Below are 21728 nucleotides of genomic sequence, written 5' to 3'. Positions count from 1 at the left end.
GGTGGACACCCTTCGTGACCTACGCAGCCGAGATCAGCCGCGCCAACCCGTCCTGCTTCGTGTTCCTGGTCGACCAGTCGGCGTCGATGAACGACCCGATCGGCGGCGGGCAGCAGCGCAAGGCCGACGTGGTCGCCGACGCCATCAACCGGCTGCTCGCCGAGCTCAGCGTGAAGTGCGCGAAGGAGGAGGGCGTCCGCGACTACTTCCACGTCGCCGTCATCGGCTACGGGCACGCGGTCGGCTCCGCGTTCACCGGCCCGCTCGCGGGGCGCGACCTCGTGCCGCTCAGCCAGGTCGCGGAGAAGCCCGCGCGGGTGGAGAAGCGGACGAAGAAGGTACCGGACGGCGCGGGCGGGCTGGTCGAGACGACGACCCGCTTCCCGGTCTGGGTCGACCCGGTCGCCCACGGCGCCACGCCGATGTGCCGCGCGCTGACCTCGGCCGAGTCGCTGGTGTCGGACTGGGTGTCCCGGCACCCGGACAGCTTCCCGCCGATCGTGCTGAACCTGACCGACGGCGAGTCCACCGACGGCGACCCGGCCGGCGCCGCGTGGGGCGTGCAGACGCACGTCACCGCGGACGGCGCGGCGCTGCTGTTCAACCTGCACGTCTCCGCGGCCAACGCCGTGCCGGTGACGTTCCCCGACACCGATGTCGCACTGCCGGACGCCTACGCGCGCACCCTGTTCGGCATGTCCAGCCTGCTGCCGCCCCACATGCGCTTCTACGCGCTCCAGCAGGGCGTGCCGGCCGGCGACCTGGCGCGCGGGTTCGTCTACAACGCCGACATCACCTCGCTCGTGCAGTTCCTGGACATCGGGACGCGTGCGACGGACCTGCGTTGAGCAGCGGCATGGTCACCTCTTCCCTCCGCGTGCCCAAGCGCGGCAGCACACCGCGGGAGTTCGAGGACGCCGCCCACGTGGTGGCGGTCCCGGACGGGCCCGTGCTCGCGGCCGTGGCCGACGGCGCGTCGGAGAGCCTGCTCGCGGGTGAGTGGGCCGACCTGCTGACGCGGACCGTCGCCGACGCCGCGCGGGAAGACGACCGCGCGCTGCGGGACGTGGACCGGTTCGCCGCGGCGCTGGTGCGCGCAGGCGAGGCGTGGGGCGAGTGGCTCGCGGACTACGTGGCCGGGCGCGAGGCCGACGACCGCCCGATCGCGTGGTACGAGCAGCCCAAGCTGGACCGCGGCCCGCACGCCACGGTGCTCGCCGCGCGGTTCGACACCGATCCGTCCGGGGTGACCCGGTGGGATGTCGCCGCGTTGGGTGACAGCTGCCTGTTCCACACCCGCGACGACCGGCTGCTGCGCGCGGTCCCGATCGAGTCGGCGGAGGCGTTCGACAACGCGCCGGGCCTGGTCAACGCGTTCAACCGCGACCACGAGCTGCTGGCGCGGCACGTGCGGACGGTGTCGGGCACGGCGGAGCGCGGTGACGGGTTCTTCCTCTGCACGGACGCGCTCGCCGCCTGGTTCCTGCGGGCGGCCGACCGTGGCGACCGACCGTGGCAGGTGCTGGCGAAGTTCACGCGATCCAGTGATCTCGACGGGTTCACGGCCTGGCTGGCCAACGCACGGGCGGAGGGGCTGATGCGCGATGACGATGTCACCGTCGTCCACGTCGACCTCGGGTGACGAGCCCGCCCCCGCGTTACCGTCGGGCGCGACCTACGTCGAGGCGTTGCAGGACACCGCGCTGTGCTTCCGCGGCACCGACCTCGCCGGGGCCGACGTGCGGGTCGACGCGTTGGGCCGCCCGCGCGCGATCTCCGGCAACTTCGCCGGCGTCTTCTCGGTGACGGCCGCCGACGGCACCCGGTACGCGATCAAGTGCTTCACCCGCGAGGCGCCGGAGCAGGCCGCCCGCTACCGCGCCGTCGGCGAGCACCTGGCGCGCCTGGACGAGGACTGGACGGTCGGCTTCGACTACCTCGGCCGGGGCATCCTCGTGGAGGGCGTCTGGCGCCCGGTGCTGCGGATGGAGTGGATCGAGGGGGTCAACCTCCTGCGCTGGATCGACCGGCACGTCGACGACTCCGCGGCCGTCTCGCGCGTCGCCGAGCGGTTCGCGGACCTGGTCGACCGGCTCGCCGCGGCGGGCGTCGGGCACGGCGACCTCCAGCACGGCAACCTCCTGATCACCGCCGACAGCTCGATGAAGCTGGTCGACTACGACGGCGTGTACGTGCCCGCGCTCGCCGGGCTGCCCGCCGTCGAGACCGGGCACCGCAACTACCAGTCGCCCGACCGCACCGCGGCCGAGTTCGGCCCGGAGGTCGACCGGTTCTCGTCCTGGGTGGTCTACCTGTCGCTCGTGGCCCTGGCGACCGATCCCTCGCTGTGGCGGCAGCTGCGCGACGAGGACGCCGAGCACCTGCTGCTCGCGGAGTCCGACTTCGTCGACCCGGCGGGCTCGTTCCGGCTCGCCACGCTCACCGGTCACCCCGACGCGCGCTTACGGGGACTCGCCGAACGCTTCCAGGAGATCCTGCTCCACCACCGCGCCGCGCCACCGCCGCTCGAACGCCTCGGCGGCGTGGAGCTATCCGGCGTGGAGCATTTCGGGAACCCGGAGCCGGTCGGCCCCGGCTTGCCCGCGTGGGTGGCGGAACGCCTCGAACCGCACCTGCCCGCGCCTGCGCCCTTGGTGCGGTTCGGCCGTCGCACACCCGCCCTGGCCGCGCTGACGTGGGTGCTGGCGGTGCTGCTGCCGTTCGGCGTGCCGGCGGCGATCCTCGTCGACGAGGCGCTCGCGGTCGCGGACGTGTCCGCCGTGCTGGCGTGGGCGGCGGCCACGGCGGCGGGTTACCGGCGTCAGCCCGAGTCCACCCGGGCCCGTGCCGCGCGGGCGGAGCGCAAGCGGCTCGCCGACGCCCGCCTGGCCGCCGCCGCCCAGGCCGCGCGGGTCGACCGGGCCGCCCGGGAGGTCGCCGAAGCGACCGAACAGGCCAAGGCGGAGCAGGACCGGCGGCGTCGGGGCCTGCAGCAGTGGCACGACCAGCGCCTCCGCGCGCACCAGCGGACCGTGAAGGAGCACCTGGACCGCATCGACCGCGACCGGCAGGGGTCCTTGGCCCGGATGCACCTGGAGGAGCAGCGGCTGCTGGTCCGGCGGCAGAAGGCGCACCTGCGCGCGGAACTGGCGAAGTTCCGCCTCGCGACCGCCGGCGTCGAGGGCGTCGGGCCGAAGCAGATCGCCAACCTCGAAGCCGTCGGCATCCGCACCGCGGCCGATTTCGTCGGCGTCCGCTACGAGGCGGACGGTCTGGACCGGGTGGCGATCTTCGTCCTGGTCGACGGTCGCGCGGTGAGCGCCGCGAGGGTCGGCGAGGTGTCCGCGGTGCTCATCGACCAGTGGCGGGAACGGCGGACCGCCGAGGTCGAGGCCGGTCGACCCACCACGCTGACCCCGGTGGAGCAACGGGCGCTCCGGATCCGGTTCGCCGCGGAACGGACCCGGCTCGACGCCGAGCACCAGCAGGTGCTGGCCGAGGCCGAGGCGCGGTTCGGTGAGCTGCGGGCCGAGCTGCGCGCCGCACAAGTCGCTCTCGCGGACGAGATCAGGACCGCCAACACCACGACCGCGCACACCCGCGTGGACCACGACCGGGCGGTGGCCGAAGCCGCGGTGCGCCTCGAACGCGCCGAGCGGGCCGCCGCCGAGGGCGTCACGCGCGCCGACGCGTTCCGGCCCATCACCTACCGCCGGTACCTCCGCTTCCTCCTCACCGGCCGGAACTGACTTCTCGCCACCGCGCCACGGTCCGCTGCCACGTTCGGCGCTCGCCAAGTGAGACCGCGAACTGAAGCGGAGCACCGAGATTCATTGACACGTTTCGGCCGACTGTTCGAAACTTTAGGTCGCCGCTGCGAATCGTTGTCCGGTGTTCCTGTCTGCACCTCGTCTCAAAGGAGAGCCCTGGTGATCATCAGTTCAGGCCGTGTGAGAGTCCGTTCGGCGGTGCTCGTGTTCGCGGTCGCGGTGTTGGCGTTGGCCGGGGCGGTGACGGCGGTGGCGCGGTCCACGGCCGCGAACGCCGCGGCGGGTGATGTGGTGGCGTTGGCGGGTGTGGAGGACGACGGCGCGGACTGCCCGGTCGGCCTGCCGGGGTCGTTCCCGTCGAACTCGCGCCTGCCGGATCCGTTCACGAAGCTCGACGGTCGGCGGATCACGTCGCGGTCGGACTGGCGGTGCCGGCGCGCGGAGATCCGCGAACTCGCCGAGCGGCACGTCTACGGCGACAAGCCCGCGAAACCGGCGTCGGTGACCGGGACGGTGTCGGGCAGCACCATCACGGTCAACGTCTCCCACAACGGCCGCAGCGCGAGCTTCTCGGCCGGTGTGCAGCTGCCGTCGGGCACGGGCCCGTTCCCGGTGGTGATCGTCTACGGCGGGTTCGGCGGCGACACCGCCGCCATCCGCGCCGCCGGCGCCGCGACCGTCACCTTCGACCCCTACGCCGTGGGCCGCGAGGGCACCCCCCGCAGCAACAAACAGGGCGCCTTCTACACCCTGTACGGCAACACCAGCCCCACCGGCCTGCTCATGGCCTGGGCCTGGGGCGTGTCCCGCGTCATCGACGTCATCGAATCCTCCGGCGGCACGGTCCTGCGCGCCGACGTCGGCGTCACCGGCTGCTCCCGCTTCGGCAAGGGCGCCTTCGCCGCCGGCGTGTTCGACCAACGCGTCGCCCTGACCATGCCCATCGAGTCCGGCACCGCCGGCCTGCCCGTCTACCGCGCCGTCAACGCCGAAGGCGGCCAGACCCTCGCCAGCGCCTACGGCGAACAACCCTGGTTCGGCGACGCCTTCAGCCCCTACACCACCAACCCCAACGCCACACCCCTCGACACCCACTCGCTGGTGGCGATGGTCGCCCCGCGCGGGCTGTTCATCATGGACAACCCCCACATCGCCAACCTCGGCCCCCGCTCCGCCAGCGTCGCCGCCCTGGGCGGCGCCGAGGTCTACAAAGCCCTCGGCGCCGGCGCCAACATCACCTACCACTCCAACGTCACCGACGGCAACCACTGCGCCAACCGCACCGAATGGCGCACCCACATCACCCAGACCGTCCAGAAGTACCTCCTCAAGACCGGCAGCCACACCGGCGTCATCCAGATGCACAGCAAAGCCACCGGCAACCTCGCCCAATGGCGCGACTGGACCACCCCCACCCTCGACACCGGCCCCACCAGCACCACCACAACCACCACCACAACCACCGGCGACACCACGACGACCACGACCACGACGACCACCACGACGTCGTCGCAGCCCGGTGGCTGCACCGCGACGGTGTCGCTGAACCAGTGGACCGGCGGTTTCGTGGCCACGGTGAAGGTCACCGCCGGCTCCTCGCCGGTCAGCGGCTGGACCGTCGCCATGACGCTGCCGTCCGGCGCCACGGTGACCAACGCGTGGAACGTCAACCGCAGCGGCAACACCGGCGCGGTGAACTTCACCAACGTCAGCTTCAACGGCAACCTCGCCGCGGGCCAGTCGACCGAGTTCGGCTACCAGGCCACCGGGAACGGCGCCGGGATGACGCCGACCTGCACGGCCAGGTAGCGGCCGGGCAGTCGACCCGCCTGCTCGCAGTCGGTCAGGGCCCGGTGCGGAGGCTCGCGACCTCCGCACCGGGCCCTGGCCGTTCACGCGGAGACCTGGCCGTTCACGCCGAGCCGCGGGTCACAGCCACCCCGGGATGACAGCGAGGCACGGGAGCGTTCACGCTGGTGGAGATATTTCGGACTGAGGAGTGGAGCGCCACATGGCTACCGTGACCGAGAAGGCCGTTCTCGCGGGCGGGTGTTTCTGGGGCATGCAGGACCTGTTCCGCCGCCACCCGGGCGTCGTCTCCACCCGCGTCGGCTACAGCGGCGGCGACGTCCCGAACGCGACGTACCACAACCACGGCAGCCACGCCGAGGCGATCGAGATCGTGTTCGACCCGGCCCAGCTGAGCTACCGGCAGATCCTGGAGTTCTTCTTCCAGATCCACGACCCGACGACGCGCGACCGCCAGGGCAACGACATCGGCACGAGCTACCGCTCGGCGATCTTCTACGCCGACGACGAGCAGAAGCGGATCGCGGAGGCGACGATCGCCGACGTGGACGCGTCGGGCAAGTGGCCGGGCAAGGTCGTCACCGAGGTGGCGCAGGCCGGCGACTTCTGGGAGGCCGAGCCGGAGCACCAGGACTACCTCGAGCGCTACCCGAACGGGTACACCTGCCACTACGTCCGACCTGAGTGGCAACTCGGCGAGCGGTGAGCACGACCGTCGAGATCGTGGCGCTGCACGTGTCGCCCGTGCACGCCTACGAGGGGCGGCCGGGCGACGGGCCGCGGCACGACCCCGAGCCGGTCTCGCGCGACCACGTCGTGGTCCGGGCGGGTCTCGGTCTGGTGGGCGACCGCTACTTCAACCGGCCCGCACACCGAACGGCCGCCGTCACGGTCTTCGCCGTCGAGTCGCTGGAGCACGTCACCGGGGGGCTCGGCCTGCACGCCACGCCGAGCCCGCTGGTCGTGCGGCGCAACATCGTGCTGCGCGGGTTCGACGTGGACGGACTCGACCGCGGCGCCGTGTTCACCCTCGACTCGGGCGACGGGCCGGTGCGGTTCGAGACCCACCGGCCCGCCAACCCCTGCGGCTGGATGAACGCCGTGATCGCGCCGGGCGCGTTGAAGGCACTGCGTGGCCGCGGCGGCAAGCGGTGCGTCCCACTGGACGACGGCCTGCTCCGCCTCGGCCCGGCAGTCCTGACCGGTTGACCAGCGGGGTCGCCGGTACCCCTCACGCGCCCGCGACCAGTGCCGGCTCCCGCCTCGGCGGGTAGTAGCCGGTCTCGGCGAAGAACCTGATGTAGGTGTCGACCAGGTCGCCGGTGATCGGCGGGCAGGTGATGGAGGTCCCCGCCAGCGCCTGCTCGGTCTTCGACACGTCCACCGCCGGGTAGAAGCCCGCGTTGTCGGCGACCATCATCTCGAACGCGTCCAACAGCGGGATCAGGGCGTTGTCGCGGTCGGCCAGCACGTCCCGCCGCCACCGCGCCCACCCGCGCTCCTCCAGCCGGTAGCCGCGGGCGCGCAGCCGGGCCACGATCTCCCGCCAGCTCACCCGACCCGGGTTGTAGAGGTGGAACACCCCGCCCGACTCGCGCGACAGCCTGACCACCGCGGCCGACGCGTAGTCGACCGGCACCATCGGGACCGTGCCGTCCAGGCCCGCGGGCACCGCGCCCGCCTGGATCAGGCCCTTGGTGGCCAGCCACACGAAGTCCCGGGTCTGGCAGGCGCCGTTGACCTGGTCGCCGGAGACCAGGTCGACCCGGTACACGCGCACCGGCAGCCCCCGCTCGGCCGCTTGGGCGACCAGCTGCTCGGCCACCCACTTGCTGCGCAGGTAGCCGCTGGGCAGCGCGTCCGGCGGGCCCGTCGGGTCGTCCACGGTCAGCGGCACGCCCGGTTCACGCGCACCGGCGAACACACCGGTGGTGGACAGGTGGTGCACCGGCACGGTCCGGTGCCGGGCGGCCAGGCGCAGCACTTCCTGCGTGCCGTGCACGTTCGGCGCGCGCAGCTCGGCGTACGGCCGCAGCCAGTTCACCGTCGCGCCCGCGTGGTAGACCGCGTCCACCTCGCGGGCCAGCCGGTCGTAGGTCTGCTCGGACAGGCCGAGGCGGGGTTGGGCCAGGTCGCCGGGCACCACGCGCAGGCGGGTCGCGTCCACCTCGTCCCACAGCCGGTACCAGCGCAGGTTCGCCTCGACCTTGCGCAGGCCCTCGGTTTCGTCGGCGGCGCGCACCAGGCAGTGCACGGTCGCCGCGGACGCCTTCAGCAGCTCCCGCAGCAGGAACGCCCCGAGGAACCCGGTCGCGCCCGTGAGCAGCACGTTCTCCGGCGCGTCGACCGTGCGCACCACCTGCTCGGCGGGCCGGACGTCATCGGCCAGCACCTCGTCGTAGTCGACGTCCGCCGCGCCGGCCGCGCCCGCCAGGAACGCCGCCAGCGCACCGGGCGTCGGGTGGTCGAACACCACGGTGGCGGGCAGGGCCAGCCCGGTGGCGGCAGCGACCCGGTTGCGCAGCTCGACCGACAGCAGGGAGTCGAAGCCCAGGTCGGAGAACGGCTTGTCCTCCACCTCGCCGGACAGGCCCAGCACGGACGCGACCTCCCGCCGCACCAGCTCGCCGACCACCGCCCGCCGTTCGTCCGCGGACAGCTCGGCCAGGTCCGGCACGGGCGCGCCGGTGCGCGCGACCGGCCGGACCGGCGGCAGCAGGGTGCGCAGCAGCGGCGGCGCCTGGTCCGGGCGGGCCCGCAGGGCGGCCAGGTCCAGCGGCGCGCCCACGAGGGCCGGCACGCCCGACGCCACGGCGGCGTCGAGCATCGCCAGACCCTGCTCGGTCTCCACCGGCCGGAAGCCGGCGCGCGCGATCCGGGCCCGGTCCAGCTCGCTCAGCCCGCTGGTGATGCCGCTGGACTCGGCCCACAGGCCCCAGGCGACCGACGTCGCGGGCAGGCCGAGCGCGGCGCGGTGCGCGGCCAGGCCGTCGAGGTAGGCGTTCGCGGCGGCGTAGTTGCCCTGGCCCGCGCCGCCGATGACCCCGGCGATGGACGAGAACAGCACGAACGCGGTCAGGTCGTGGCCGCGGGTCAGCTCGTGCAGGTGCCGGGCGGCGTCGGCCTTGGGCCGCAGCACGGCGGCGAGCCGTTCCGGGGTCAGGTCGCTGATCAGGGCGTCGTCGATGACGCCTGCCGTGTGCACGACCCCCGTCAGCCGGGTGTCGCCGATGGCAGCCTCGAGCTGAGCGCGATCGGCCGCGTCGCACGCGACGATCCGGACGGACGCGCCCAGGGACGTCAGCTCGTCGCGCAGGTCCGCCGCGCCGGGCGAGTCCGGACCGCGACGGCTGGTGAGCAGCAGCTCCCGCACGCCCCGCCGGGCCAGGTGCCGGGCGACCATCGCGCCGAGCGTGCCGGTGCCGCCGGTGATCAGGACCGCGCCGTCGACGGGCCACGCCGTCCGGCCGGCCTGCGCGCGCCGCAGCTTCGGCACGTGCACGACACCGCGCCGCACCACCGCCTGCGGCACGCCGGCCGCGACGACGGCCGGGACAGCGGCCTCCGACGCGGGGTCGTCGTCGACGTCCACGAGCACGATCCGGCCCGGCTGCTCGGACTGCGCCGACCGCGCGAGCCCCCACAGCGCCGCGCCGTCCACGTCGGTGACGTCACGCATCGCGCCGCGGGTCACCGCCACGAGCGGCGCGTCACCACGCAGGTCGGCCAGCGCGGACGCGGCCCGGGCGTGCAGGTCGCCGTCGGGCAGCCACCGGAGGACGCGCGGCGTGACGTCGGACGGCGGCAGCTCGACCGGCTCCCACGCCACGTCCAGCAGCGCGTCCTGCGGGCGCAGCAGGGCGTCCGCCACGGCGTCGGCGGCCGTGGGGCGCAGGCGCACCGACCCGATCGTGGCCACCGGCGCCCCGCTCGGGTCGGCGAGCAGGACGTGGTCACCGTCCACGTGAGCCCGCACGTCCGACGCGCCGACGGCGTGCAGCTCCACATCACGCCAGTGCACCGCGTCGCCGTCGCCGACCAGCCGCAGGGCGGCGTCCAGCAGCGACGGGTGCAGGCGGAAGCCGTCGGGGGCGACGGCTTCCAGCCCGGTCCACTCCGCGTCGTCCGGCCAGGTGGGCCGGGTGGCCGGGGCGAGGGTGCCGGCGGCGTTCAGCGCCCAGTCGCCGTCCAGCCTGGTGTGGACGGTCAGCTGCCCGTTCGCGACCCGCACCTGGACCAGCACACCGCCGCGGTCCGGCACGACGATCGGCGCGAGGACGTCCATCGACGCCAGCCGGGGCAGGTCGACCTCGTCGCCGGCGCGGATCGCCAACTCCACCAACGCCGACGACGGCAGCACCACGCAACCGTGCTCGCGGTGCCGCTCCAGCCACGGGTGGCTGCGCACGGACACCTTGCCCGTGAACACGACCTCGTCCGCGCCCGCCACCGGCACCGCCGCACCGAGCAGCGGGTGGTCCGCCCGCGTCACGCCCAGTTCCGCGACGTCGACCGACTCCTGGTGCTCGACCCAGAACCGCTGCCGCTGGAACGGGTAGGTCGGCAGCTCCACGTGCCGCGCGCCCGTCCCGGCGAAGAACGCGCGCCAGTCCACCGGCACGCCGGCCGCGTGCAGCTCGCCCAACGCGGCCACCAGGCCGTCCCGCTGCAACGCCACCGCGGCGGCGTCCGCGGTCTCACGCACCATCGGGGTCAGCGCGGCGGCCGGACCGACCTCCACGAACGTGGTCACACCCTGCTCCGCCAGCGTCCGCACGCAGTCGGCGAACCGCACCGCCTCGCGCACGTGCCGGACCCAGTAGTCGGGCGAGGTCACGTCGGCGTCGGCCGCGCCGGTCACGTTGGACACGATCGGGATCACCGGCGCGTGGTAGGTGATCCGCGCGGCGACGCGGCGGAACTCCTCCAGCGCGGGCTCCATCCGGTGCGAGTGGAACGCGTGGCTCACCGTGAGCCGCTTGGTCCGGCGACCGCGAGCCCGCACCTCGGCCTCGACCTCCAGCACCGCGTCCTCATCGCCGGACACCACGACGGACGCCGGGCCGTTCACCGCGGCCAGCCCCACCCGCGGCGTCAGCAGCGGCTCGACCTCCGCGGCGGGCGCGGCCACGGCGACCATCGCGCCGCCCTCCGGCAGCTCGCCGATCAGCCGGGCGCGTGCCGCGACCAGCGTGCACGCGTCCTCCAGCGAGAAGACGCCGGCGACGTGCGCGGCGGTCAGCTCACCGAGCGAGTGGCCGGCCACGTGGTCCGGCCGGACACCCCACTCCTCCAGCAGCCGGAACAACGCCACCTCGAACGCGAACAGCGCGGGCTGCGTGTACCGGGTCCGGTGCAGCAGGTCGGAGTCGCCGAACACCACGTCCTTCAGCGGCGCGGGCAGGTGCGGGTCGAGCAGCGCGCACACCCCGTCGAACGCCTGCCGGAACGCCGGGAAGCGTTCGTGCAGGTCACGACCCATTCCGGGGCGTTGCGCGCCTTGGCCGGTGAAGAGGAACGCGGTCCGACCCCGCTGCGGGACGGACGCACCGCCGTCGAACGCCTCCAGCGCGGCCCGCAGCTCGTCCCGGTCACGGGCCACGACCGCGCCCCGGTGTTCCAGGGCCGTGCGGCCGGCGGCGAGGGTGAAGGCGACGTCGACCGGTGAGACGTCGGGCCGGTCGGCGAGGAAGGCACGCAGCCGTTCCGCCTGCGCCCGCAGCGCCTCGGCCGACCGCGCCGAGAGCAGGAACGGCAGCTCACCGTCGGCTTCGGCGGCCGGCGCCTGCTCCTGGGGCACGTGCTCCAGCACCACGTGGGCGTTGGTGCCGCTGACGCCGAACGACGACACCGCCGCCCGCCGGGGCCGGTCGGCCTCCGGCCACGGCCGGGCCTCGCGCAGCAGCTCCACCGAGCCGGCCGACCAGTCGACCACGGGCGTCGGCTCGTCCACGTGCAGGGTGCGCGGCGCGACGCCGTGCCGCATCGCCTGCACCACCTTGATCACGCCGCCGACGCCGGCCGCGGCCACGCTGTGCCCGATGTTGGACTTCAGCGATCCCAGCAGCAGGGGCGTCGAACGGCCCTGGCCGTAGGTGGCCAGCAACGCCTGCGCCTCGATGGGGTCGCCGAGCCGGGTGCCGGTGCCGTGCGCCTCCACCAGGTCGACGTCCGAAGTGGACAGTCGGGCGTCTTCCAGGGCGGCGCGGATGACGCGTTCCTGCGCGGGGCCGTTCGGGGCGGTGAGGCCGTTGGACGCGCCGTCCTGGTTGACCGCGCTGCCCCGGATCACGGCCAGCACGGGGTGGCCGTTGCGGCGGGCGTCGGACAGCTTCTCCAGCAGCAGCAGGCCGACGCCTTCCGACCAGCCGGTGCCGTCCGCCGCCGCGGCGAACGACTTGCACCGGCCGTCCGCCGCCAGACCGCGCTGGCGCGAGAAGTCGACGTACCCGGTGGGCGAGCCGTACACCGTGCAGCCGCCCGCCACGGCCAACGTCGACTCGCCCGTCCGCAGCGACCGCACCGCCATGTGCAGCGCCACCAGCGACGACGAGCACGCCGTGTCCACGGTGACCGCCGGGCCCTCGAAGCCGAACGTGTAGGCGATCCGCCCGGACGCCACGCTGCCCAGCTTGCCGGTCATCAGGAAGCCCTCCAGCTCCTCCGGCCCGGCCAGGCCCAGGTAGCTCTGCTCCCCCGCGCCCGCGAACACGCCCGTGCGGCTGCCGCGCAACGCGGTCGTGTCGATGCCGGCCCGTTCGAACAGCTCCCACGCGGTCTCCAGCAGCACGCGCTGCTGCGGGTCCATGCCCAGCGCCTCGCGCGGCGAGATGCCGAAGAACGCGGCGTCGAACTCGGTGGCGTGGTCGACGAACCCGCCTTCCCGGGTGTAGGTCTTGCCCGGCACGCCCGGTTCGGGGTCGTAGAGCCGGTCGACGTCCCAGCCGCGGTCGGTCGGCCACGGCGTGATGCCGTCCCGCCCCTCGGCGACGAGCCGCCACAGGTCGTCGGGCGAGGTGACGCCGCCGGGGTAGCGGCAGGCCATCGCCACGATCGCGACCGGCTCGGGCGTCTCCAGCTCGGCGATGCGCTGCCGGGCCTGCTGGAGGTCCGCCGTCACCCACTTCAGGTACTCGACCAGCCGCTCCTCGTTGGACACTGCACTCTCCTCGATGTCGTGGGTGGTCAGCGCGCGGCGCGACCGAGCTGGTTGTCGATGAAGTCGAACAGCTCGGCCGTGGAGTCGAAGTCGGTGCGCACGTCGGCCGGTTCCGGCTCGGCCCAGCGGGACAGGATGGTCCGCAGCCGCACGGTCACCTGCTGCCGCTGCTCGTCGTCCACCTCGGCGAGCGTCGCCTCCAGCCGGTCCAGCTCGGTCAGCACCGGCGCGGCCTCGTCGGGCGTGAGGCGGTCGAGCAGGACGCCGGTGAGCGCGGCGGGCGTCGGGTGGTCGAACACCAGGGTCGCCTCCAGCGCGACGCCGGTCTCGGCGGTGAGCCGGTTGCGCAGGTCCACGGCCGTGAGCGAGTCGAAGCCGAGGTCGCTGAACGGCTTCTCCAGGTCCACCCGGCGCGGGTCGCCGTGCCCGAGGACGGCCGCCACCTGGGTGCGGACGACCTCCTCCACGACCCGGCCGCGCTCGCCGTCGCCGGCGGACGCCAGCCGTTCGGCCAACGGCACCCGCGGCGCGCGGACCAGGTCGCGCAGCAACGCGGTGCGCGGCAGCTCGGACAGCGGCGCGGCGACCACCGCGGGCCGATCGGTGACGACCGGGTTCGACCCGCCGATCACCGCCGTGCCCGGCAGCCCTTGCGCGGCACGCTGGTGCGCCAGGGCTTCCATGAACGCCACCCCGGCCGCGTAATGGGCGTGACCGGCCGCGCCGAAGCCCTCCACGGTGGCCGCGAGCACCAGGTGCCCGGACGTCTCGCCGTGCAGCCGCCAGGCCTCCTCGGCGGTCGCGCGCAGGGCGTCGGTGAGCACGTCGTCGGTGAGGCCGGCGAGGGTGGCCCGCGCGGGCGGCTCCGGCCGGTGCACGACCGCGTCCGCCGGCAGGGGCACGGCCTGCGCCGTCACCCGGACCAGCCGGGGCGCGAACGCCCGCCCGTCGCGGAACACGACCTGCGGCTCGCCGGACGCCACTGCGGCGGCCACGTCACCGTCACCCCCGACCAGCACGATCCGGTCCGGCGCCTCGACCTGCGCGGCCCGCACCAGGCCCCACACCGCCGCGACCCCGGGATCGGCCGGGTCGGGGGTGTGCACGACCGCCCGCCCCGTGCCCGTGGCACGTTCGCGCAGCTCGGCCAGCACGTGCCGGGTCGCGGTGTGCGCGGTGGCCACCGGGTCCGGGCCGGCTTCGACCCGGATCACGTCCGGCGTCGAGTCCGCCCCCGGCAGCTCGACCGGCACCCAGTCCACCTCGTACAGCGGCACGCCGTTCAGCGCGCGGAACTCGACCGAGTCGACCCGGGCGACCTCGTTGCCCTGCTCGTCGCGGAACACCGGGCCGTCGACGCGCACGGCGGTGCCCGGCGCGGTGGCCCGCAGGCCGCGCCACACGGCGGGTTCCACGTCCTCGCGCGCCAGCAGCGACAGGTCCACCTCGGCGTCGACCGCCGGACCGGCCGTGAGCGTGCCCCTGGCCTGCTCGACCCACCCGTCCTGCCACGCGTGCACGCTCACCGGCCGGGTGTCGCCGGCCCGCTCGCCGACCTTCAGCTGGACCCGGCCGACACCGGGCAGCGCGGCGACGTCGAGGTCCACCACCGGGAACCCGACCTCGCGGCCCGCGTGCCACACCAGGTCCGCGACGCCCGCGCCGGTCAGCGGCTCGGTCAGGGTGCCGGTGAACAGCACCTCGTCGCGGTCGGCCACGTGCACCGGCACGTCCAGCACGGGGTGTCCGCTCGTGGTGCGCGGCTTGGCGGACAGCCAGTACCGCTCGCGCTGGAAAGGGTACGTCGGCAGCACGGTCCGCCGTCCCGGGAACGCCGACCAGTCCACCGCCACACCCCGGGCGTGCAGGTGGGCGAACAGCTCGACGGCCGCGCGCCGCTCGGAGCGGTCGCGCCGCAGCGCGGGCAGCGCGGCGTGCCCCTCGGGCAGCACGGCCGCGAGCAGACCGGTCAGGATCGCGTCCGGGCCCAGCTCCACGAACGTCGTGACGCCGCGGTCGAGCAGGGTGCGTGCGGCGTCGTGGAACCGCACCGGCTCGCGGACGTGCCGCACCCAGTACGACGGGTCGGTCCAGTCGGCGTCGTCACCGACGGTCGACACCGCGGGGATCTCCGGCCGGTGGTACGTCAGCTCCTCCGCCACCGCGCGGAAGTCGTCCAGCATCGGGTCCATCAGCGGCGAGTGGAACGCGTGGCTCACCGTGAGCCGGGTGTGCTTGAACGGCTTCGCGCAGGCCAGGACCGTGTCCTCGACACCGGACAGCACGACCGAGCGCGGCCCGTTCACGGCGGCCACCGCCACGCCTTCGGGCAGCTCCAGCTCGTCCTCGGCAGCCTGCACGGCGACCATCGCGCCACCGCGCGGCAACGCCTGCATCAGCCGGCCGCGTGCCGCGACCAGCTTCGCCGCGTCCGCCAGCGACAGCACCCCGGCCACGTGCGCGGCGGCGATCTCGCCGATCGAGTGCCCGGCGACGAAGTCCGGCCGCACGCCCCACGACTCCAGCAGCCGGAACAGCGCCACCTCGACCGCGAACAACGCGGGCTGCGCGGTCCCGGTCTCGTGCAGCCCGTCGCCGGACGAGATCGCTTCACGCACCGGCAGGTGCTCGCACACCTCGTCGAACGCGCGGGCGAACACCGGGTACGCCTCGGCCAGCTCGAGCCCCATGCGGACCCGCTGCGCGCCCTGCCCGGTGAACACGAACGCCGTCCGGCCGTCGCGCACGCGGGGCAACGTCACGGCGTCACGCAGGTCGGCCGGGCTTTCAGCCGCGACCACCGCCCGGTGCTCCAGGAGCGCACGACCCGTGCCGAGCGTGTGGGCCAGGTCGGCGACCGGGACGTCGGCCGCGGCCAGCCGTGCCAGCTGATCGGCCAACGCCTGCGGGGTGCGGGCGGACACCACCACGGGCGCCGGCCCGTCGACCCGCTCGACCTCGTCCTCCGCCGGCGCTTGTTCGAGCACGACGTGCGCGTTGGTGCCGCTGATGCCGAACGACGACACCGCCGCCCGGCGCGGCCGGTCCACCACCCACTCGCGGGCCCGCGTCAGCAGCTCCACGGAGCCGGCCGACCAGTCCACGTGCGGCGACGGCTCGTCCACGTGCAAGGTCTGCGGCAGCACGCCGTGCCGCATCGCCTCGACCACCTTGATGATCCCGCCGACGCCCGCCGCGGCCTGGGTGTGGCCGATGTTGGACTTCAGCGACCCCAGCGCCAACGGCCGGTCACGCTCGCCGTACACCGCCAGCAGCGCCTCGGCCTCGATCGGGTCGCCCAGCGTCGTGCCGGTGCCGTGCGCCTCCACCAGGTCCACTTCGGACGGCTCCAGGCCGGCGGCGGCGAGCGCCGCCCGGATGACGCGTTGCTGCGCCGGACCGTTCGGGGCGGTCAGGCCGTTGGACGCGCCGTCGGAGTTGACCGCCGTGCCGCGCACCACGGCCAGCACCGGGTGCCCGTTGCGGCGGGCGTCGGACAGGCGTTCCACCAGCAGCACGCCGACGCCCTCGGCCCAGCCGGTGCCGTCGGCCGACGCGGCGAACGGCTTGCAGCGGCCGTCCGGGGCCAGGCCGCGTTGCCGCGAGAACTCGACGAACGCGGTCGGCGTGGCCATCACGGTCGCACCGCCCGCCAGCGCCAGGTCGCACTCACCGCGCCGCAGCGCGCTGACCGCGAGGTGCAGCGCGACCAGCGACGACGAGCACGCCGTGTCGACCGTGATCGCCGGGCCCTCCAGGCCCAGCGCGTAGGCCACGCGGCCGGACGCGACGCTGCCGGACGTGCCGCCGACCAGGTAACCCTCCAGCTCGGGCGGCAACGCGCCGCCGGTGCCGTAGTCGTGGTACATCAGACCGGTGAACACGCCGGTCCTCGTGCCGCGCGCGGAGGTCGGGTCGATGCCGCCGCGTTCCAGGGCCTCCCAGGCGGTTTCCAGCAGCAGGCGTTGCTGCGGGTCGGTCGCCAGCGCCTCGCGCGGGGACATGCCGAAGAACTCCGGGTCGAACAGGTCGGCGTCGTGCAGGAACCCGCCGTGCCGGGTGTAGGTCGTGCCGGGGTGCTGCGGGTCGGGGTGGTAGAGCCGGTCGAGGTCCCAGCCCCGGTTGACCGGGAACTCGCCGATCGCGTCCCGCCCCTCGGCGACCAGCTCCCACAGCTCCTCGGGCGTGCGCACACCACCCGGGTAGCGGCACGCCATGCCGACGATCGCGATCGGCTCGTCGGCCGCCGTCACCTTCTCCTCGGCCGGCTTGACCGCGCCCGCCAGGTGCTCGGCCAGCGCGGCGGGCGTGGGGTGGTCGAACACCAGCGTCGTGGGCAGCCGCCGCCCGACGGCCTCGGCGAGCCGGTTGCGCAGCTCGACCGCCGTCAGCGAGTCGAAGCCCATCTCGCTGAACGCCCGCCGCGCGTCGACGCCGGACGGGTCCGCGTGCCCGAGCACGGCCGCCACGTGCGACCGGACCAGGTCCGTCAGCGCTCGGACGTCGGTGGGGAGGGTCTTCGGCTTGCTCGCGGCACGGCGTTTCGGCGCCAGCTCCCGCAACGCCGGGTGCGGGTCGTCGCGCAACGCGGCGCGGTCCAGCCCGGTCACCGCGAGCACCGGTTCGCCGGTGGTCAGCGCGGCGTCGAACGCCGCCAGCGCCGCGTCCACCGCGATCGGCTTGAGCCCGAGCCGGCGGATCCGCTTGCGGTCCACGTCGGACAGACCGCCGGACATCGCGCTGTCGGACTCCCACAGGCCCCAGGCCAGGGACGTCGCGGGCAGGCCGAGCGCATGCCGGTGCCGGGCCAGCGCGTCCAGGAACGTGTTGCCCGCCGCGTAGTTCGCCTGCCCGGCCGTGCCGAGGACGCCCGCGATGGACGAGTACAGCACGAACGCCTCGACGTCGCCGGCCAGCTCGTGCAGGTTCCAGGCGGCGTCGACCTTGGGCCGCAGCACCCGGTCGACCTGGTCGGGGGTCAGCGAGTCGAGCGTGCCGTCCGCCACCACGCCCGCCGCGTGCACGACCGCCGTGACCGGGTGTTCGGCCAGCACGGCGGCCAGGGCGTCGCGGTCGGCCGCGTCGCACGCCACCGACACGACCTCCGCGCCCTCGACGTCCGGCGCCTTGCCGCTGCGGCTGAGGAGCACGAGCTTGCGCGCGCCGTGCCGGCTGACCAGGTGCCGGGCGACGGCGCCGCCGAGCGCACCGCTCGCGCCCGTGACCAGGACCGTGTCCCAGCCCGGGCCGTCGTGCCCGGTGCGGGGGGCCGGGGTGAGGACGGGTTCCAGGGCTTGTCCGTCGCGCAGCAGCACGAACCGGCCGGGGTGTTCGGCCGCCGCGCTGCGGACGAGGCCGGCGACGGCCGCGTGCGCGAGGTCGTCGGTGACGGCCACGCCCAGCACGCCGTCCGATCCGGCGGCCCAGTCGCGCAGTTCCGCCAGCACCTGGTGCGTGACGTGTTGGACCTGCTCGGGCACCGGGCCGTTCGGGGTCTCGACGGTGAACACGCGGTCCACGTGGGCCGGTGCGGACCGGGGGGTGGGGGTGAACAGCAGGTCCGTGCCGGTGACCGGGCCGGTGAGCGGGCGCAGGACGAGGTCGGCGACGGAGACGACCGGGGTGCCCGTGCTGTCGGTGACCAGCAGGGCCACCGAGTCCGGTCCGGTCGGGGTGATCCGGACGCGCAACGACGTGCCCGCGGTGCTGTGGAACCGAACGCCGGACCACGAGAACGGCAACCGGGCCGGACCGTCCTCGACCAGGCCGGGCAGCAGCGGGTGCAGCGCCGCGTCGAACAGCGCCGGGTGCACGGCGAACCCGGCGGGCGGCACGTCCGCGGTGACCTCGGCGAAGATCTCGCCGTCGGCGCGCCACACCTTGCGCAGGCCTTGGAACGTCGGTCCGTAGCCGTACCCGTGCCGGTCCAGGCCGTCGTAGGAGACGGCGACCTCGGGTGCGGCGGGCGGCCACTCGGCGAGGTGGTCCACGGGGTGGTCGGCCGGGTCGGGGGTGCCGGTGGCGTGCCGGGTCCACGGCTCGTCGTCCCGGCGGGAGTGGATCTCGACGGTGGTCGCGGTGCGCACGACCTGGACGGTCACCGCGCCGGTGTCCGGGACGACCAGCGGGGAGGTGACGGTCAGGTCGGCGACGTCGCCGACCAGCTCGACCAGGGCCGTGCCGGGCACGACGGCGGTGCCGTGCACGCGGTGCTCGCCCAGCCACGGGTGGGTGGCCAGGGACAGCTTGCCGGTCTGCACGGTCGCGCCGTCGGGCAGCTCGACCGTCGCGCCGAGCAGCGGGTGCCCGGACGACGTGAGGCCGGCCGCCGACACGTCACCGCTCGCGGACGGCGCGAGCCAGTACCGCTTGCGCTGGAACGCGTAGGTCGGCAGTGGCACCTTGCGCGCGCCGGGGAACACCGCCGCCCAGTCCGGGTCGACGCCGCGCATGTGCAGCTCGCCCAGCGCGTTCGCGACCGTGAGCGGTTCCGGCTGGCCGGCCCGCAGCATCGGCACCGCCTTGACGTCGTCCAACGCGGCGGCGGTGAGACCGCTCAGGACGGCGTCCGGACCGATCTCGACCACCGTGCGCGTGTCGCGGTCGCGCAGGGCGACGAGGGCGTCGTGGAAGCGGACCGTGGCGCGGACCTGCCGCACCCAGTACTCGGGGTCGGTCCAGTCGGAGCCTTCCGCCACCGTCGACACCACGGGGATGCGCGGCTGGTGGTAGGTCAGGGTGCGGGCGACCGCGCGGAACTCGTCGAGCATCGGTTCCATCAACGGCGAGTGGAACGCGTGGCTGACCGCGAGCCGCTTGCCGCGCAGCCCGTCGGCGGCCTTGAGGACGGCGTCCTCCGCACCGGACAGGACGAGCGAGCGCGGCCCGTTGACCGCGGCGACCGCCACGCCCTCGGGCAGGTCCAGCTCGTCCTCGGCGGCCCGGACCGCGACCATCGCGCCGCCGGTCGGCAGCGCCTGCATCAGCCGGCCGCGCGCGGCGACCAGCGCGGCGGCGTCGGCGAGGGACAGCACACCGGCCACGTGCGCGGCGGCGAGTTCGCCGATCGAGTGGCCGACCAGGAAGTCCGGGCGCACGCCCCACGACTCCACCAGCCGGAACAACGCCACCTCGACCGCGAACAGGGCGGGCTGCGCGTTGCCGGTGAGGTCGAGGTCCACGCCGGACTCGACGACGTCCCGCACGGGCAGGTGCTCGCACACCTCGTCGAACGCGCGGGCGAACACCGGGTACGCCTCGGCCAGCTCGAGCCCCATGCGGACCCGCTGCGCGCCCTGCCCGGTGAACGCGAACGCCACCTTGCCGCGCGGCGGGATCACGGCTGCCGGGAAGTCGCCCAGGTCGGTGCCCGCCGCCCGGTACGGCATGGGCGTGCGGGTGGCCACCGTGAACGCCGCGTCCCGACCGGCCGCCCCGGCCTCGGCCAACCTCCGCGCCTGCTCCGCCACCGCCTCGGGACTGCGACCGGACAGCACGAACGGCGCCGGCGATCCCGGGTCGCCCTCGGAGCCCTCCGAAGACGCGACCGACACCGCGTCGCCCGCTGGCGGTTCGCCGGCGGTCACGACCTCCGGCACGCCCTCGGCCGGCGTGGCGTCGGCCTCTTCGATCACCACGTGCGCGTTCGTGCCGCCGAACCCGAACGACGACACGCCGGCCCGCCGCGGCCGGTCGCCGCGCGGCCACTCGCGAGCCTCGGTCAGCAGCCCGACCTTGCCCGCCGTCCAGTCGACGTGGCTCGAGGGCTCCTCCGCGTGCAGCGTGCGGGGCATCATGCCGTGCCGCATCGCCTGCGCCACTTTGATGATCCCGCCGACGCCGGCCGCGGCCTGGGCGTGCCCGATGTTCGACTTCAGCGACCCCAACCACACCGGATGCTCGCGGTCCCGGCCGTAGGTGGCCAGCACCGCACGTGCCTCGATCGGGTCGCCCAACGTCGTCCCGGTGCCGTGCGCCTCCACCACGTCCACGTCCGACGGCGACAGGCCGGCCGCCGACAACGCCGCCCGGATCACGCGTTCCTGCGCCGGGCCGTTCGGTGCGGTCAGGCCGTTGGACGCGCCGTCGGAGTTCACCGCGCTGCCCCGGATCACCGCCAGCACGCGGTGGCCGTTGCGGCGCGCGTCGGACAGCCGCTCCAGCAGCAGCACGCCGACGCCCTCGGCCCAGCCGGTGCCGTCGGCGTGGTCGGAGAACGACTTGCAGCGGCCGTCCGCCGACAGCCCGCGCAGCCGGGAGAACTCGATGAACGCGGTCGGCGTCGACATCACCGTGGCGCCGCCCGCCACCGCCAGCGTGCACTCGCCCCGGCGCAGCGCGTTCGCCGCCAGGTGCACCGCGACCAACGACGACGAGCACGCCGTGTCCACGGTGACGGTCGGGCCCTCCAGGCCGAACGTGTAGGCCAGCCGACCGGACGCGATGCTGCCCGCGCTGCCGCTGAACAGGTAGCCCTCGACGTCGTCGGGCGGCAGGTTCGGCCGCGAGCCGTAGTCGTTGTACATCACGCCGACGAACACGCCGGTCTTGCTGCCGCGCAACGATTCCGGGTCGATGCCCGCGCCCTCCACCGTCTCCCAGGTGGTCTCCAGCAGCAGCCGCTGCTGCGGGTCCACGGCCAGCGCCTCGCGCGGTGACAGGCCGAAGAACCCGGCGTCGAACCGGTCGGCGTCGTGCAGGAAGCCGCCGTGCCCGGTGGTGGACCGGCCGACCCGGTCCGGGTCGGGGTCGTGCAGGTCGGCGGGCCAGCCGCGGTTGGTCGGGAACGGCGTGATCGCGTCACGCCCCTCCGCCACCAGCCGCCACAGCTCGTCGGGCGTGCTGACGCCGCCGGGGTAGCGGCAGGCCATGCCGACGATCGCCACCGGCTCGTGGTCGCGGTCCTCGACCTCCTTCAACCGCCTGCGGGCGTCCCGCGCGTCGGCGATGGCCCGCTTGAGGTAGTCGCGGAGCTTGTTCTCGTCAGCCAC

Annotated in this window: 8 protein-coding genes; 6 read left to right on the top strand and 2 right to left on the bottom strand. The window is 74.6% G+C overall.

Features of this window, described 5'->3' with window-relative positions:
- The first annotated feature begins 14 nt into the window (after nucleotides 1-14).
- The 6 genes from AB0H12_RS24685 (at nucleotide 15) to AB0H12_RS24660 (ending at nucleotide 6788) form a co-directional block, all read left to right on the top strand.
- Nucleotides 15-848: a vWA domain-containing protein gene (locus AB0H12_RS24685; protein ID WP_499625623.1), complete on the top strand. Its 834-nt coding sequence runs from the start codon at nucleotides 15-17 to the stop codon at nucleotides 846-848.
- Between the two features lie 8 nt (nucleotides 849-856).
- On the top strand, nucleotides 857-1642 hold the full coding sequence (locus AB0H12_RS24680; protein WP_499625621.1) for a protein phosphatase 2C domain-containing protein: 786 nt from the start codon (nucleotides 857-859) through the stop codon (nucleotides 1640-1642).
- Nucleotides 1605-3749, top strand: a complete 2145-nt coding sequence (locus AB0H12_RS24675) for a hypothetical protein (protein WP_499625619.1) — start codon at nucleotides 1605-1607, stop codon at nucleotides 3747-3749. The genes AB0H12_RS24680 and AB0H12_RS24675 overlap by 38 nt, the downstream gene beginning before the upstream one ends.
- Before the next feature lie 201 nt (nucleotides 3750-3950).
- Nucleotides 3951-5579, top strand: a complete 1629-nt coding sequence (locus AB0H12_RS24670; protein ID WP_499625617.1) for a glucuronyl esterase domain-containing protein — start codon at nucleotides 3951-3953, stop codon at nucleotides 5577-5579.
- 202 nt (nucleotides 5580-5781) lie between these two features.
- Nucleotides 5782-6285 (top strand): peptide-methionine (S)-S-oxide reductase MsrA, encoded by a 504-nt coding sequence (gene msrA, locus AB0H12_RS24665; protein WP_499625616.1) that lies wholly within the window; start codon nucleotides 5782-5784, stop codon nucleotides 6283-6285.
- Nucleotides 6282-6788 carry an MOSC domain-containing protein gene (locus tag AB0H12_RS24660; RefSeq protein ID WP_499625614.1) on the top strand — a complete coding sequence of 169 codons (507 nt, stop codon included), beginning with the start codon at nucleotides 6282-6284 and terminating at the stop codon, nucleotides 6786-6788. The genes msrA and AB0H12_RS24660 overlap by 4 nt, the downstream gene beginning before the upstream one ends.
- 22 nt (nucleotides 6789-6810) lie before the next feature.
- On the opposite strand, the gene AB0H12_RS24655 is transcribed toward AB0H12_RS24660, so the two are convergent.
- Together AB0H12_RS24655 and AB0H12_RS24650 are read right to left on the bottom strand one after the other, a co-directional pair.
- Nucleotides 6811-12864 (bottom strand): thioester reductase domain-containing protein, encoded by a 6054-nt coding sequence (locus AB0H12_RS24655; protein WP_499625687.1) that lies wholly within the window; start codon nucleotides 12862-12864, stop codon nucleotides 6811-6813.
- Entirely contained in the window at nucleotides 12765-21728 is an 8964-nt protein-coding gene (locus AB0H12_RS24650) for a type I polyketide synthase (protein ID WP_499625612.1), read from the bottom strand. The genes AB0H12_RS24655 and AB0H12_RS24650 overlap by 100 nt, the downstream gene beginning before the upstream one ends.

This window comes from Actinosynnema sp. NPDC023794 (genome assembly GCF_040639675.1).
Taxonomy (GTDB): Bacteria; Actinomycetota; Actinomycetes; order Mycobacteriales; family Pseudonocardiaceae; genus Actinosynnema; species Actinosynnema luteola.
Note: the sequence above shows the minus strand (reverse complement) of the source record. Positions and strands in the feature narration are given on the sequence as shown.

Coding starts and splice junctions, on each gene's coding strand:
- AB0H12_RS24680 (WP_499625621.1), top strand. CDS start 857: ATGGTCACCTCTTCCCTCCGCGTGCCCAAGCGCGGCAGCACACCGCGG.
- AB0H12_RS24675 (WP_499625619.1), top strand. CDS start 1,605: ATGACGATGTCACCGTCGTCCACGTCGACCTCGGGTGACGAGCCCGCC.
- msrA (WP_499625616.1), top strand. CDS start 5,782: ATGGCTACCGTGACCGAGAAGGCCGTTCTCGCGGGCGGGTGTTTCTGG.